Annotated in this window: 14 protein-coding genes; 8 read left to right on the top strand and 6 right to left on the bottom strand. The window is 40.1% G+C overall.

Annotation, left to right across the window (positions count from 1 at the left end; all coding sequences use genetic code 11):
* Window positions 1–52: 52 nt before the first annotated feature.
* Together EHO65_RS15120 and EHO65_RS15115 are read right to left on the bottom strand one after the other, a co-directional pair.
* Window positions 53–793 (bottom strand): hypothetical protein, encoded by a 741-nt coding sequence (locus EHO65_RS15120; RefSeq protein WP_135775404.1) that lies wholly within the window; start codon window positions 791–793, stop codon window positions 53–55.
* A 39-nt stretch (window positions 794–832) separates the two neighbouring features.
* Window positions 833–1,738 (bottom strand): sigma-70 family RNA polymerase sigma factor, encoded by a 906-nt coding sequence (locus tag EHO65_RS15115; protein WP_100722163.1) that lies wholly within the window; start codon window positions 1,736–1,738, stop codon window positions 833–835.
* A 34-nt stretch (window positions 1,739–1,772) separates the two neighbouring features.
* Between EHO65_RS15115 and EHO65_RS15110 the strand changes: the two genes are divergently transcribed.
* The 3 genes from EHO65_RS15110 to EHO65_RS15100 all read left to right on the top strand — a co-directional run bounded on the left by EHO65_RS15110 (window position 1,773) and on the right by EHO65_RS15100 (window position 4,888).
* Window positions 1,773–2,681 (top strand): M23 family metallopeptidase, encoded by a 909-nt coding sequence (locus EHO65_RS15110; RefSeq protein ID WP_167482041.1) that lies wholly within the window; start codon window positions 1,773–1,775, stop codon window positions 2,679–2,681.
* A gap of 151 nt (window positions 2,682–2,832) precedes the next feature.
* Window positions 2,833–3,633, top strand: coding sequence for a prohibitin family protein (locus EHO65_RS15105; protein WP_135775403.1), 801 nt, complete (start codon window positions 2,833–2,835; stop codon window positions 3,631–3,633).
* A 190-nt stretch (window positions 3,634–3,823) separates the two neighbouring features.
* A complete protein-coding gene (locus EHO65_RS15100; RefSeq protein ID WP_135775402.1) occupies window positions 3,824–4,888 on the top strand; it encodes a histidine kinase dimerization/phosphoacceptor domain -containing protein in 1,065 nt (354 codons plus the stop codon).
* Between the two features lie 90 nt (window positions 4,889–4,978).
* On the opposite strand, the gene dnaE is transcribed toward EHO65_RS15100, so the two are convergent.
* On the bottom strand, window positions 4,979–8,500 hold the full coding sequence (gene dnaE, locus EHO65_RS15095; RefSeq protein ID WP_208744126.1) for a DNA polymerase III subunit alpha: 3,522 nt from the start codon (window positions 8,498–8,500) through the stop codon (window positions 4,979–4,981).
* Between the two features lie 373 nt (window positions 8,501–8,873).
* Between dnaE and EHO65_RS15090 the strand changes: the two genes are divergently transcribed.
* On the top strand, window positions 8,874–9,344 hold the full coding sequence (locus EHO65_RS15090; RefSeq protein ID WP_135775400.1) for a GNAT family N-acetyltransferase: 471 nt from the start codon (window positions 8,874–8,876) through the stop codon (window positions 9,342–9,344).
* Between the two features lie 28 nt (window positions 9,345–9,372).
* On the opposite strand, the gene gatB is transcribed toward EHO65_RS15090, so the two are convergent.
* The gene (gene gatB / locus EHO65_RS15085) at window positions 9,373–10,830 is read right to left on the bottom strand and encodes an Asp-tRNA(Asn)/Glu-tRNA(Gln) amidotransferase subunit GatB (protein WP_135775399.1); all 1,458 of its coding nucleotides are present in this window, start codon (window positions 10,828–10,830) and stop codon (window positions 9,373–9,375) included.
* A 116-nt stretch (window positions 10,831–10,946) separates the two neighbouring features.
* Between gatB and EHO65_RS15080 the strand changes: the two genes are divergently transcribed.
* The 4 genes from EHO65_RS15080 to EHO65_RS15065 are packed head-to-tail and all read left to right on the top strand — an operon-like array spanning window position 10,947 to window position 13,395.
* Window positions 10,947–11,705: a ParA family protein gene (locus EHO65_RS15080; protein WP_135775398.1), complete on the top strand. Its 759-nt coding sequence runs from the start codon at window positions 10,947–10,949 to the stop codon at window positions 11,703–11,705.
* Window positions 11,695–12,420: a hypothetical protein gene (locus EHO65_RS15075; RefSeq protein WP_135775397.1), complete on the top strand. Its 726-nt coding sequence runs from the start codon at window positions 11,695–11,697 to the stop codon at window positions 12,418–12,420. The genes EHO65_RS15080 and EHO65_RS15075 overlap by 11 nt, the downstream gene beginning before the upstream one ends.
* A complete protein-coding gene (locus EHO65_RS15070) occupies window positions 12,421–13,107 on the top strand; it encodes a toxin-antitoxin system YwqK family antitoxin (protein WP_135775396.1) in 687 nt (228 codons plus the stop codon).
* Window positions 13,108–13,113: 6 nt separating this feature from the next.
* Complete coding sequence (locus EHO65_RS15065; RefSeq protein WP_135775395.1) at window positions 13,114–13,395, top strand: hypothetical protein; 282 nt, start codon at window positions 13,114–13,116, stop codon at window positions 13,393–13,395.
* Here EHO65_RS15065 and EHO65_RS15060 read toward each other — a convergent pair.
* Together EHO65_RS15060 and EHO65_RS15055 are read right to left on the bottom strand one after the other, a co-directional pair.
* A complete protein-coding gene (locus EHO65_RS15060; RefSeq protein ID WP_135775394.1) occupies window positions 13,351–14,397 on the bottom strand; it encodes an LIC_10230 family protein in 1,047 nt (348 codons plus the stop codon). The two genes, EHO65_RS15065 and EHO65_RS15060, sit on opposite strands and share 45 nt — an antisense overlap.
* Before the next feature lie 79 nt (window positions 14,398–14,476).
* On the bottom strand, window positions 14,477–15,490 hold the full coding sequence (locus tag EHO65_RS15055) for a hypothetical protein (protein ID WP_135775393.1): 1,014 nt from the start codon (window positions 15,488–15,490) through the stop codon (window positions 14,477–14,479).
* Between the last annotated feature and the right edge of the window lie 91 nt (window positions 15,491–15,581).

The raw sequence follows: 15,581 nt of genomic DNA, 5'->3' as shown, positions 1-15,581 counted from the left end.
AAGTTTCCTCGCCGTGACATAAGAGTCAGGAAGGAAACTGGTTACAACGCTCTTAATCCAAAAGGATAAAGAGATCTATGGATTTAGACAAGTCTTTTCCCTGAAACTCTACTGTGTACTTTCCTTCTCTCAATCCGGAGAAATTAGTGATCCCTTCGGAGTTGAATTGGTTAGAAAGAATAAATCTTCCGTCCTTAGAAAGATTTACTCTTTGGAAATCTTCCGGTCTTGGACATTCGATTTTGACACTTAAGTAAGCGGTTTCGTCGGTTTCTTGTACGACTTGGTAAGTGAACTTGCAGTCCTTATCCATTTTTTCTTCAAATACGATGAACTCGGAAGAAGAAGGCGATTTTGCTACTGCAGAACGCATAGCAGGCGCATAATCTACACGAGTGTTGATTTGAAGAGTTTCGATCAGGCTTCCGAAAAGTTGTGCTCCGGATTTTCCTAATTTAACTACGATGGACTCTTTTCCCTGTGCCTTACGGGCTAATTCCATTTCTACATATCTTTTCAGATACTCTGGAAAAGGTTTAACCTGCCAGCCTTCGTTTAGTTCGGCCTTATTCAGATCCAAATCCTCTTGGAAGGCTTGGAAAGAATGTGTACGTGAAGCTGAATCGAAGTAGGACTCGCCGGCAGCTTTTAGACTAGCCTGAAGAGCTTCTTCCATTCTAATAAGTTCGTTTTGTAGTTCGGTGTCTTTTTCTAGTTTAGTCAGAACTTCAGGTTTCCCTTCGAATAGTGACTGGATTATTTCTGGCACCGAGTTTTCGCGGTTGGATTCCATTTGAGTAAGATTCTCCAATAGGTTTTAAGACGATTGTTTCTACTCAGACAATTCCGAAAATTTGAGTTTTTTTTGTATTTTTTCGATCAATCTGAGTAATGTAACGCTCACATTTCCCTCTGTTATCCCTAAAAGGTCAGCAACCTCTCGATAGGGGGTCCTTGCCAGGAAATGGCCTTTTTTGCGCTTTTCTAAGAGTTTTTTCCGTTGTTCGTATTTCTTCTTTAACGCTTGGGAAGTTTTATCTATTTCTTGAGGGAGTAAGGGAGCTTTCTTAACAGTTACGGTCTGCTTTTCTTTCAGCTCTAGAATATTTAAATATAGAGACGTAATCTTGTCTTCCATACGGATATTCTCTTCTTCCCGCTTGGAAAGTTCGGAGCGGAGGCCCAAAATTTTCTTTTTAATTTCGTCTACACTCAGATTTGTTTTTTCGATCAGGAATTGGATCTCTTCCTCGTCTAGGTTGAGGTAATATATATAAGAAAGTTTGAAAATTACTCTCTTCTCTACGCCTATTTCCCCCAATACTTGGTGGAAATGTTTGGTTAGCTCTTGTGCCTCTTCTACTAAATCAGGGCGAAGATCCGGTTCGTCTTCGATTGTTGCGTATTCTTTTCCTTCCTTGTTGATCTTTCCAAGGTTGGTCATTTTCAGCTCTCGTTTGGTTCTTTGCCAATCGATGAGCATATTACGTAGAACGGAGTAGAACCATGTTCTAAAACTTGATTTACCTTTGAAGCTAGAGAATCTAGCTCCGGTTTTCAGCCTTTCGAACGCGTATAAGAAAAAATCTCCGGCATCATCTTCACTTAGGTGAAAGATCTTCATCGGAAAATTGTAAATATCTTCGGAATAGGACTCGAAGAATAACTTGAGAGCGGCCTCGTCTCCTTCCCCGCAACGGGTAACTAGGTCGAGGGTTTTATCCTTTGACAAATTCATTCTTTATGTAACCTTGCACCTGAGAGCCAACGATATGAGACGTAGTATATCCCTCGGAATTATCTTGGCCGCGTTCCATCTAAGCACCTTTGCGCAAAACGATAAAGTAATAAATTTTCTTTTCCCTGTGAAAACCGACGGAATCGAGAATAAGGTTACATCCGTCTTCGGAGAATCCAGGGGGGACCATTTTCATAACGGAATGGATATCGCTTCCACTGGAGAACCGGTTTTGGCTATGGCAGAGGGCAAGATCCTCTATTCACGGTTTGGCGAAGATGATCCTTTTGGGGAAGAATTCGGAACTGGGAATTCTGTTTGGCTGGATCATGGAAATGGGACGTATTCTTCCTATTACCATTTGAAAGACGGACGACTTCCAGGTTTACTAGAAGAGCGTCTAGTTGCCGGGGGAGAAAAAATCGCCTATACCGGAAACACCGGGCACTCCAGCGGAGCCCATCTACATTTTGTTTTATTGAAAGATTTCGGAAAAACCATCCAAGATCCCATGAAGGTTTTGCCTATCGTAGAAGATGAGAACCCTCCTGTGATCGGAAATTTACTTATCCACCAGGATGAATACAAATACAGCCAGGTGAATGACGGAGATAATATCAATATTTCTCGCGCGTTTCCGGTTACAGTCGGTATCCAAGATGCCGGTAAAAAATCGGGACAAAGAAGAGGCGTTTCTCAGATCCAAGTTTCCTTGAACGGACAATTATTGAAAAAGGCAAGCTTCTCCAATTTACATTACGAAAAAGGAGAATGGAAAAACTCAGAAGGTTTTCCGTTTTCAGATCTCTATTTTAAAGACCAATACTTGGTAGGTAATTTGGATTTTCGTAATGGAGAAAATGTGATCAAGGTTTTGGCTTGGGACTTCCGACAAAATCTTACCGAAAAAACATTTACTTTCTACGTAAATCGTATCCGTTAATTTCTTTCTACCTTATTGTCTGGAATCTAATTTCCTGTCCTATTCATATGGAAGGGTAAAATTAGTATTGTGAAAACGATTAAATCGTTCTTCAATAGATTCCCTTTCTAAAAATTTATATACCGATTTTAAAAATCAAAAGGAGAATTCTATGAACGAACTTAGTATTTCGAAACTTTCGGAATTCAATTGGAAAAAGCTAGCTATATATGTCGTTGCAGCCGTAATCATTTTAGTTGCTAATCCTTTGAAATGTATTAGCTCCGGTCATCGAGGAGTGGTAACCACATTCGGTGCAGTATCAGATAGAGTTTTGGGAGAGGGTTTGAATGTAATCATACCTTTTACTCAGTCAGTCCATTCTATCGACGTTAGATTGCAGAAGACAGATGTGAACTCAAGTGCACCTTCTAAAGACCTGCAAGAGATCCATACAAAAATCACTTTGACCTATCATTTGATCCCTCAGAGTGTGAATAAGTTATACCAAGAGATCGGGTTGTCTTATGAAGATTCAATAGTTGCACCTGCGGTCTTGGAAACTATGAAACATGTTACCGCTCAATTCACAGCATCCGAACTTGTAACAAAAAGGGACGAGGTCGCCACCCAGATCCAAGATTCTTTAAGAGCAAAACTTACCAAGTTCTATATCCAAATAGACGAAGTGTCTATGAAGGATTTTGAATTTTCTAAAACATTCTCGGATTCTATCGAATTAAAGCAGAAGGCCGAACAAGATGCATTACGTGCTAAGAATGAATTGGAAAGAGTGAAGGTGGAAGCAGAGCAGAGAGTAGCGGAGGCAAGAGCAGAAGCTGAGGCTTTACGTTTAAAAAGCCAGCAACTGACTCCTTTGATGGTAGAGATGGAAAGGATCAAAAAATGGGACGGTAAATATCCGAATACTTTTTTGGGATCTGGAGCCAATACGTTATTCCAGATTAAATAGGTCTTTGTTAGAGCCGATGGTTCTATCGGCTCTGTCCTTACTTTAAAACGTTAGATTTCTTTTATTTTCTTTCAAAATTAGAATATTCTTATTATCAAAAATTCATACTGATATTATTCGTTTGTTGCCGAAGGAATCTCGCATTCGTCTTATAGGTTATTCAGGCTTAGCCTGCAATAGGGTTACACTTATGTTCGAGATCATAGATACTCCGGGATTACATAGAAAGAATTATCTATTCGGGATTTCTATAGTAGTCGGTTGTATTTCTTTCGGTGTTTTGGGTTTCGAATTTTTTATGGGGAACCACACGCTACGTCCTGGATATATGGTTGCGGGAATTGCATCTATCCTTAGCGGATTTTTATTATATAAGGATCGATACAAAGAAGCAGTTTATCTAAGTTCTTTTTTGTTTATTTTAGCTTTGGGACTCGGGGTAGTGTATGGACCTGGCGTTAAAAATGCTGCTGTCTGGTTTCCTGTTTTAGTATTTTTCCAGCTCTACTTTTTTAACCGTAAAATGGCAGTCTTATCAATGTTCTTTTGTTTAGGACTAATCTTTTGGAAGACTGGTTTTTCGATCGGATCGACCGGTAATGAAATTTATACGGATTCAATTGCTTCACTTTGTGTTCTTACATTATTCGCTGTTTTAATCGGTGCGAATATGGACAAATTGATCTTAGATAAGGATATTCTTTTAAAAGAACTCTCTCATAGGGTCAGAAATAATATGCAAGTCATCTTGGAGATGGTTTCGTTTCTGAAAGACTCTGAACATTCTATGGAAACCAGGAATGTTTTACAGATTTTAGAAAGAAGAATATTGGCTCTTGCTTCTGTCCACACTGTTTCGCAAGACGCAGAACATGTACAAAGCGTTTCGATCGGAGAAGTGATCGAAAATTATCTAAATCGTATTGTTTCCAAATACAAGGCTCTTCCGAATTTGGATCCTGTTTCAAAACATTATCAGTTGGATGTGAAAGAAGCGAACCTTCTTCTTTTGGTTTTGGGAGAGATAGTATCCGCCACTTCCGAATCCGTTACAAATCATGTGGAAGATCTGAAGATCAGTTTTAGGAACCCTACTGTCAAAACTTTGGAGCTACAAGTAGAAGGTGCAAGTTTGGTAGAAGGAGATTGGAGCCGCTTTTCCAGAGATCTGCTCAGCCATTCGGGTGGAGATCTAAAAGTAGATCCGAGCGGTAGCGGAAAAGTTTCTGCTAGTTTAGTAACCTTACGAAGATAAACTTTAAATTTTGGTTCCCATTTTCTTAATAGTAAGCGGGAAGTTTCCAGCATTGTTGTTTGGGAATATAGGAATGAGAGGCGAGAAGAATTAAATCTTAACCGCTTGTTTAGTTCCGTTCGTTCCGTAGAGTCTTACGTTATCTCCGAAACTTTCGAAAACCGTATCTTCTCCGAGTAACGTAACCAATCGATTCATCAGTTCAGGATTCGGTTGCACTGAATAATGATTATGAGCGCGGATTACCTTCTTCTCTTCGTCCCCCGAGATCAGATGGAAATATACTTGGGAATTTCCCTGGTAAGCAGCGAGTAAAGTATGCAGTTGTCCAATAATATCCGGCATTTTTCTATGTCGGTCTCCGAGTTTGATATGAAGTGCCTTTTCCATTTTGTCTTCGATGGTGGCATCGTTCAAGATCTCGAAACTGTTTACTTTGATCTGTCCTCTTAGTTCGGATTCTCCTGCTTCTATCCTATCAAGATCTCCCTTTAGGAATACTGCCTGATCTTCTTTGATGATTTCTTTAAATTTTTGATACACTTTAGGGAAGGCCACACATTCAATTTCTCCTGTGCGATCTTCCAGTTTGAAGTTTACGAATTCCTCTTTTTTCTTGGTGAACTTGATCTTCAAGGAAGTAAGAATTCCTGCTACTTCTACCTTATTGCCTGCTTTAATATTGTCTAATGTTTCAATCGGGACCGAGTTTAGACTTTTTAAGTGGCCTTTGTATTTATCTAATGGGTGCCCTGAAAGGAAAAGACCAGTTACAGATTTTTCTCTTCGAAGTCTATCTTCCATTTCCCATTCATCTGCATCTTTAGGAAGTTTTAATTCGTAGCTAAGTCCGCTGTCTCCGAAAAGAGAGAATTGACCTTCTCTAGATCGTTCTTGTTCTTTTTGTGCGAAAGAAACCAAACTATCCATGGACTCGAATAAACATTTTCGAGTATAACCGAAAGAATCTAATGCACCACCTTGGACCAATGCTTCCAGGATTTTTTTGTTCAATACTCTAGTATCTATATTGGTCATGAACTCGGTGATCTCTTTGAAACCTCCGAGGTTTTTTCTAGCTTTGATAATATTTTCCGCCGCGCCTTCTCCCACACCTTTCATTGCGGAAATACCGAATCGAATCGTTTGGTCATCGATCACGGAGAAGGATACGTCGGACTCGTTTACGTCGGGGGTCAAAACATTGATCCCCATTTCGCGAGCGTTATTAATATATTTTGTGATATCAGTAGTTTTGGAATGATCTCCAGCGAGTAATGCAGCCATATACTCTGTTGGGTAATTGGCCTTCATATAAGCGGTTTGGTAGGTGACTAACGCGTAAGCCACGGAATGGGATTTGTTGAATCCGTATCCTCCGAATTTTTCCAACTGATCGAAAAGTTCTTCTGCGAATTTTTTAGCATGGCCTTGTGCTTGGGCACCATCGATGAACTTGATCCGCAGCGGATCCATAAGTTCTTTTTTCTTCTTGGCCATAGCTTTTCGGAGCATATCCGATTCGCCCATGGTGTATCCGCCCACAACTCGGGAGATACTCATTACCTGCTCTTGGTAAACAGTGAGTCCGAATGTTTCCTTTAGGATAGATTCGGTGGAGGAATGCGGATACGTAACGGGCTTTTTACCGCTCTTACGTTCCAAATATTCTTCTAACATTCCTGATTCCATTGGACCAGGTCGATAGAGTGCGATCAAGGCTACGATCTCGTCAAAATTGGAGACCTGGCTTCGAGCCACTAGATCTGTAATACCGGTGGATTCTAACTGGAAGATCCCAAGCGTATTCGCTTTTCTTAATAATGCGTAAGTGTTTGCGTTATCCAGAGGAATTTTATCTAAATCTAATTCGATCCCTCTTCTTTCTCTTACAAGTTTGATAGCATAGTTTAGGGTCGTTAAGTTTTTAAGACCCAAGATATCCATCTTGATAAGGCCGACGGATTCCAAGTTGTTTTTTTCGTATTGGGTTACGATAGAACGAACACCTGGTTTATCTTTCTCTGCAACTGTGGAAAGAGGAACAACTTCCTCCAAAGGAAAAGGAGAGATCACTACACCTGCAGCATGGCGGCCGGGTTGCCTATGGTTTCCCTCTAAACGTTTTGCGATTGCGAATATCTTTTTGTTTAAGTCGTCTTTTTCACTGGCTTGTTTTAAGTCTCCGGACATAGCCAGTGCTTCGTCGATTGTGATACCAGGTTTACTTGGACAATAACTTGTGAGTTTATTAGACTCTTCGAATGGAAGATTCATTACTCGAGCAACGTCTTTGAGTGCAGCCTTTGCACCTAAAGATCCGAATGTGATGATCTGACCGACTCTATCTTCTCCGTACTTTTGGCGGATATAATTGATTACTTCTTCTCGACGTTCTACGCAGAAGTCCGTATCTATATCCGGCATGTCCTTTCTGTCCGGATTCAAAAATCTTTCGAAGAGTAGATTGAATTGTAGAGGTTCTACGTTTGTGATTCCAAGTGCATATGCTACGATAGAACCGGCCGCGGATCCTCTTCCTGGACCAACAGGTATCCCTGTTTTTTTGGCGAAGTTAATATAATCCTGAACGATCAAGAAATAACCTGCAAAGTGCATGTTCTTAATCGTGTTTAGTTCGAATTCTACTCTTTCTTTGATCTCTGGAGTAACCTGAGAATAACGTTGGAGAATTCCTTCCCAAACCAGTTTTTCCATAAAACCGTATTCATCGAAACCGTCGGGAACCTTAAATTCCGGTAGAAGATAATTCCCGAATTTTAATTTGAGATCTACTTTATCGCGAACTTCTAAAGTAGAATAATATGCTTGAGGAAGTTCCGGGAAGAGTGCTTTCATTTCTGCAGGACTTTTGACGTAGAAGTGCTGATTAAACCCGAATTCCATTTCGTCTTCGATGTTTTTTCTCATTCCAATACGAAGAAGAATGTCTTGGGCTTCTTTATCGTCTTTTTTTAAGAAGTGAGAATCGTTCGTGACTACTAATTTAATCCCTGTTTTTTGAGCGAGATCGTACACACCTTTTGCAACGATATCTTGTTCCGGAATTCCGTGGTTTTGGATCTCTAGATAGAAATCTTCTTTATTAAAAATTTCGTTTAGTTTGCCTGCAAGTTGGAAGGACTCAGGTGCTTTACCTTCTAAAATTTTGCGATTCACTTCACCTGCGAGACAAGCAGTAAGACAGACTAGGCCTTCGCTATGTCTATCAAGAAGATCATAGTCGATCCTTGCTTTTTTATAAAAACCTTCGGTATAGGATTTACTTGCGAGCTTTATTAGGTTTTTGTAACCCACTTCATTTTTAGCAAGAAGGATTAGATGATATGCATTTCCGTCGGCGATCTTAAATTCTTCTGTTTCCGCTTTTCTGTTAGGAGAAACATAAAATTCACAGCCGATGATCGGTTTAACTCCGGCTTTGGTTGCTTCATTATAAAATTCAATGGCGCCGAACATGTTTCCATGGTCGGTCATTGCCACGGAGCTCATTCCAAGCTCCTTAACATGCTGCATTAGCTCTTTGATTCGGATGGCCCCGTCGAGCATCGAGTAAGTTGTGTGGAGATGAAGGTGGGCGAAGTCTTCCATACCAAGGGACATAATAGAAAGCGGGTCCTGTCTCCGTCAAGCGGAGTAGCCGGAAATCTCAAAAACCGATCTGAGATTTCCGTATCGAAATGCCAGAATTTCTCGAAGCCTTTCCCCTGCGAATCATAATGAGAAAAAATAATAAAATCTATCTTTTCTAGAATGCTTCTTTAAGGCGATTCACCGAAGTCTAATCCGACTTATTCAAAAGACCCATATGTAATGGTTTTTGCTACTTATGGATCTAAAAATATTTCAAAAATAAGAGAAAGCAGATGAAAGATTTAGAAATCTGCAAGGCAGGATGTATAATTTAGAAAATCTAAATAGACTTTAAAACGCTAAAATTGTTTTTATTCCCTTCAAAACAAATATGCAAAAAGAAAATTCAATCAACGTACGAATCGCTAGCCGTTCCGATCTAGAAGAACTTTCGGAATTGTTCGACCTTTATCGTAAATTTTACGAACTCCCTTCCGATCTTTCAGGAGCTAAAAAGTTTTTAGAAGATAGGCTCTTGCATAAGGATTCTGTTTTGATCGTTGCGGAAGGAGGAGAAGGTTTGCTCGGTTTTGCACAACTTTATCCGATCTTCTCTTCTTTGTCCATGAGAAGGGAGTATATACTCAACGATCTGTATATTAGAGAAACGGAACGTAAAAAGGGAACTGCTAGAAAAATCCTGACTGAAGCAGCGAATCATGTAATCGAACATGGCGGAAAGGGAATGGGCTTAGAAACTCATCCGGACAATCGTCATGCGAGACATCTATATGAACGTTTTGGATTTAAATTGAACGAGGAATATCTGCACTACTATTGGGCAGTACCCAAGGAGAAGTAATCTTTCGAATACTTCTCCTTAAATATTCTCAACCCTTAGGAGGCAAAGGTCCTAATTTATCCAGTAACATCTGGTTCACTAAATTCGGATCCGCTTTTCCTTTGGAAACCTTCATCACATAGCCTACGATCGCACCGAGAGCTCTGTCCTTGCCGGATTTGTATTTTTGGACAGCGTCTTCGTTTGCTGCAATCGCCTCGTCTACGATCCTTTCTATCTCTTTGTCATCACGAACAACGATCAGATTTTTTTCGGTTACGATTGTTTCCGGATCTTTGTCTGTTCCGAGCATTTCTTCGAAGACGGTTTTACCTATTTTACCTGAAATTTTTCCGTCAGCGATTAGTTTTACTAAGCCGCCTATTCTTTCAGGTCCTACTTTGAATTCGGAGATCGTAATACTTTCTTTATTAACAATTCCTAATACTTCGTCTTTGACCCAGTTGGAAGTTTTTTTAGCGTCTCCGGAAACTTTAAGAGCACTTTCATAATAGTCTGCGATTTCCCTTTCCGCAGTGAGAACTTCTGCATCATATTTAGGAAGTCCCAGTTTTTCTACGAATCTGTCTCTTCTTGCATCAGGAAGTTCCGGAAGAGATTTGCGGATATCCTCTACAGTTTCTTTGGTAAGAATTACAGGAGGAAGATCCGGATCCGGGAAATATCTATAATCATGACTCATCTCTTTCGTTCTCATTGTGAGAGTCACGTTGGATGCGGAGTCCCAAAGTTTGGTCTGTTGAGGGAAAGTTTTTCCCTGAGTATACATGTCTCTTTGCCATTCTACTTCATAATCAATGGCTGCTTTGACTGCTTTAAATGAGTTTAGGTTTTTTATCTCTACCCTTGTTCCGAATTTGTCAGAACCTTTTGGACGAATGGAAACGTTCGCGTCACAGCGAAGCGAACCTTCTTCCATATTACAATCGGAAACCCTAATATATCTAAGAACTGATTTGAGAGCTAAAAGATAATAGTATGCCTCGTCGGAAGAGCGCATGTCCGGCTCGGAAACGATCTCTATTAGAGGAGTTCCTGCACGGTTCAAGTCCACATAAGACTGAGGAATTTTAGGATCTGCGGAATGTATTAATTTTCCGGCATCTTCTTCTATATGAATACGCGTGAGGTTTACGAATCTAGGTTTATCTTCTCCCTTAACCGTGAAAAAGATTTTTCCACCTTCGCAGATCGGTCTGTCGAATTGTGAAATTTGGTAACCTTTTGGAAGGTCCGGATAGAAATAATTTTTTCGATCGAACTTAGTATGAAGAGTAATATTGGAGCCGAATGCCAGACCGGCCATGATCGCCTTGGTCAAAGCTTCTTCGTTTAATACAGGCAATGAACCAGGCAGTCCCAAACAAACTGAGGACACCTGCGAATTAGGAGCGGCTCCGAACTTGGAAGGACTATCGGAGAAAACTTTGGAATCCGTGTTTAATTGAGCGTGCACTTCCAAACCGATGATTACTTCGTATTCCATTAGGGCTCCCTTGCCTCAGTTTCCGGAAGAACAGGAAATTTTTCCTTATTCTTGAAATTTTAGAGGCCTATGTAGTTATTCTTCTAAGAGGACCAGTACCGGCAACGGATTTTTGAATGAAACAAACTCTTTGTATAGCCAACCAAAAAGGGGGGGTGGGTAAAACGACTACTTCCGTCCATCTTGCTGTCGGTCTTGCCAGAAAGGGAGAAAGGGTTTTACTAATAGACCTGGATGCCCAAAGCAATGCGAGTTCCGTGTTTTCGGAATCTTCTTCCAAAAATGGTAAAGACTCTTTTTTACTTTTTAGTGAGAAGGTCCCAATTCGTGAACTGATCACTCCAACCCGAATCCCGGGTTTAAGTTTGCTTCCTGCTTCTTCTAAACTTTCTCAAATAGATGTTCTTCTTTCCGGAAAAATGGACGGCTTTTTTGTTCTGAAGGAAGCCTTGGAAACTGTCACAAATGATTTTGATTGGGTGGTAATCGATTGTCCTCCAAGTCTTTCTTTGATCACGATGAATGCTTTTGTCGCAGCGACGGGACTTATTGTTCCATTACAGATCTCTAAGTTTTCTTTGGATGGGATAGAAGCGATCTTAGAAGCCAAAAATCATACGGTAAAAAGGTTTAACCCTGATTTGAAAATTTTAGGAGCATTATTGACCTTATTCCAACAAAGGACCACGATGTCTCAAACGGTGGTTCCTATGATTGAAGAACATCTTCGTTTATTCGAATCTAAAATTCCACCTTCTGTTGCAGTAGAAGAGGCGCATCTATTGAATCAGTCATTGTACGAATACCAACCCAAAAATAAAACGACCAAGGCATACCAACAATTTACAGACGAGGTCTATTCCCTTGGCGGGTAAGAAGGACTTATTAAAAAAAGCGGCAGGGGCAGCTGTCAAAAAAACCTTAGGGGGAGAAGTTTCTCCGGAAGAAAAAACAGATCCAAAAATCTCGGATAAGCCCGCGGTTCCGGAATCCGTTTCTACTACTTCTACTGAACCGGCACGTTCTGTTCCGGAACAAAGTTCTAAGTCCGGGACTTATTCTACTCCTTCCGAATCGCCTGAAAGCCGGGAAAAACAATTGCCCAAAAAAGAGCCCATTTTCAAGCTAAACAACGGTATGAGGATAGAAGAATACACGCAAACGGGACTCCGTGATTCGAACGGAAATAAAAAATGGATCCGCATTCTCGGTGTCTTCTTGGTATTGATCTTTGTTTGGTGGATCTGGCCCTCTAAACACGAGATCTACATGGACGTGGATAAGATGACTCCGGATAAAGTTTCCGGAATGGGTTCGGAAAAAGAATACCATTTCACTCACGGACAGGACTTTTTCATTTATTATAAAAGAGGTGGTTGGTTCTCCCCCGATAAGATCATACTTACGATCTATAAAGTAGATGAATCCAAGGCAGAGATTAGCGTTCAGGAAAAAGAATTCAAACGCAGATTCGATAAATTCCAAACCTACTATGATGATTCTTTCTTCGATGACGAAGGTTCTTACGAAGCAGAGATCAAAGATGAGAATGGGGAAATTCTCGTGTCCAAAAAGTTCACCATCGATTAGATGAAATTTTCAAAATTTATAATATTCTTCATTTGTTCGTTTTTATTCGTTTGTGAATCCGCAGAAAGACCCCAAGGTCTTCCTGCAGGCGCAAAATACGACAAAAACATGAACGCATTCATTTTGAATGAGCCGAATCTTGCTAGAATATATTATGATAATGGAAAGTTATATTTTGAATGTCCTTTAGATGAAAATAAACTCTATCATGGACTATGTAAATCTTATCTCAGATCCGAAGAAGGTATATCTTCTATTGGAAAATACGAACATGGCTCCAAAATAGGAGACTGGGTTTGGTATTTTGCAGACGGCAAACCTTATATCAAACAAAGATTCGGAAGCCAGACCAAAGACGAATTCGCCCAAATTAATGGGGACGAAGGAAACGAAGAAGGTCCGTATGAGAGATATTATCCGGAAGGTTCTTTAGAAGTAAAAGGCAATTATAAGAACGGAAAAAAATCCGATTTCTGGCAAAAATACTTCAAAGACGGAGAATTAGAATATTCAGGTTATTATTCCAAAGGAAAAAAGATCCGCACTTGGTTCTATTATTTCCCTAACAGACAAACCGAATCTGTCGAAGTTTTTGATGAGAATGGAATCTTCTTATCTAGAACGATCTTTTCTCCAGCCGGAAAAGTTCTCTGCGAAGTTCAGAAAAAAGAATCTAACTGCGGATAATATAATATGGATCCAAGGCATCTCAAACTGGAGAAGTTTGCTGCCTGGGGATTTTTCATAATCACAGTTTACTTAAGTTTTTATCTTACATTAAATCATTACGCAGGAGAAGGTTTTATACTTTCCCTAGTGGTGACCCACCTTGGAATATTTATCGCGTTCAGAAGAGTATTGGACAGATTAAGCTATTCTGTTTTAGCTTTTTCTCATGTTGTTTTTTGTTATTGGTTGGGCAAGAACGCTTTAGAGATTCTGTCTACTGTCGATGGATGGAAACAAGGATTCTAAGATCCCGAAGTTGATCGTAAGTAAATTGAATAAGAAAAGAATAAATACAACGACCAGAACTAAAACCAAAAGTATCATCAAAGCGATCCTGATAAATCTGACCTGCAGATAACTGATTCCCAAAGCCAAGTTCTGGTAAGTGCTCAATTCGGGACTTTTTCCGAATTTGAGATAATTTCGGATATAAAATGCTGAAACGGCAACAACCGCTCCAGCGATCAAGATACCGAAAGGTTCCGAATAATTTTTTTGGAGAACGAATAACGGAATATAAACTATATTTCCGATCAAGGTTCCTAATGCCACGATCCCTAAAAAGTGGAGAAGTACAGTAACAAAAGAATTATTCCGATTACCTTCGGATCTAAACTCCGATTCATCTTCTCTCAGATTTTTAAGAGAATAAAAACGATCTGCATCGTCCTTAGAGAAAAGTTTTCCGATGGAAAACATCAGATAAACCATACCTATGATCCAAGCAAATGCCAAGAATAGAGAAGGTATCACCCAAAAAAGATCTTCCATTCTTCCTGAGCTTGCACCTGCCAATGCGATATTCGGCATACTGAAAAGCCCGTGAATAAAACCGAAAAAGTATAAAATTCGGTTCAAGAAAGTATAGAAGAATGCTCTGAAATAAAGAGAAAGAAAAGAAGTTAGAGATAATGCCGCTAAGAATACGTAAAAGAAAATCTGCAATCTTTGTCCGAGTAAAACTCTTCCCAATCTGTTTTTGATCTCTTCCGGTTGAGAATCATTCGGAAGACTTGGATCTTCAATTTCTTTCAAAATTTTTTCAGTCAGAAGCATTTGAGAAATTGCCCCACCCTGAAAATAAAATCCGGAGATTGGTTCTCTTGCAGTTCCATCCAACAAAGCTTCCATAGTAGCAGTATCATTGGTGTTTAGAAAAGTAGGTTGTAGGAAAAGTTGAAACCCGCTGACCAGCAGAAGTACGAAAGGAATAATATAGGTGATGGTCAATTTAATGCGAGATTTCATATCGTAATCCGTCGATAGGGCTATGATTTTACTTAGCTGGATTCTCTCCATCCAAAAAGTTAGGAGAGAGTGACCTTACTTAAAGTAAGAATACAAAAATCGCGATCATTCCGATCCCAACTACCCCTAATGCGATAAGTACAGTCAGAAGTAGACTGGATTCTCCTGCTTCTAAAGAAGCGTTAGAAGCCGAGGATGCACCACTTGAGCCCCCGGATTTGGAAACCGGTTTTTCTCCGGTGTAAAGGCGGACCTTGATGGAATTTTCTTCTTCGTAAATTTTACCGAAGACATCGTTTCCAATTTTGACTACGGTTTCATTCTCCACACCTTTGTTTTCCGTTGCGACAACGGTGGCTGGAATAGGCTTAATACTTCCGTCTTCCGTTTTGAGTTTCATAGAATCTATGATTCCCATAGTAGTAGGATCACTTCCGGTGAGTTGTACTACAATTTGATCGCCAGGTTTGAGTTGGTTTACCGGAATTCCGGAAACAGGAGAAAGAATAAATTTGAACTGAACTCTTGCTGCAGCAGCTGGGATGGAAGCATCTATCCCAGTTGGAACTCCAATCGGAATTATAGGAGCTTCTTCCGGGGCGGAATCTTCATGCGCATCTTCAGAATCCAAAGTTTCGAAAGAAGATTTTCCAGAACCGGCCTCATCTATCTTATCTCGATCGATTAGAGAATACCAAAGACTGATATCAGGTTTAGAATTTCCCATCGCTTGGTTTTGGATCTGGTTGACCAAGTATTTGATCTTGTCGTCTTCACGTTTATTGATATAGTGAATGAGCTGCTCCATAAAATCGTCGGAGCGTCCGCTGTTTTGGAATAATTCCTGAAGTTTATTAGTGAGATTTTTAAGTTGTTTGCCTTCGTATTTGATCTTCTGACAAACATTGGTGATGTCTTTGAAGGTAGTTCCGGATAACGGGATATTGATCAGCTCGCTATTCCCAACGGCTACTACTTCGAATCTATCGATCCGACTGGAAACCGGATCAACGATTCCCCCAAATAGGATGTAAAGAGACGAAGCCCCGTCCCTAGACTGAAATAATAAGGAATATACTTGTTCGGATGGCATAAAATTTCGAATGAAACACCGATACTACAATGAGGCCAAATCGGTATCGACTTTTTTTTGACATCCTGCATCGGAATCTGATAATTGTCAA

Origin of the sequence: Leptospira andrefontaineae (assembly GCF_004770105.1) — a bacterium.
GTDB classification, from domain to species: Bacteria; Spirochaetota; Leptospiria; order Leptospirales; family Leptospiraceae; genus Leptospira_B; species Leptospira_B andrefontaineae.
Note: the sequence above shows the minus strand (reverse complement) of the source record. Positions and strands in the feature narration are given on the sequence as shown.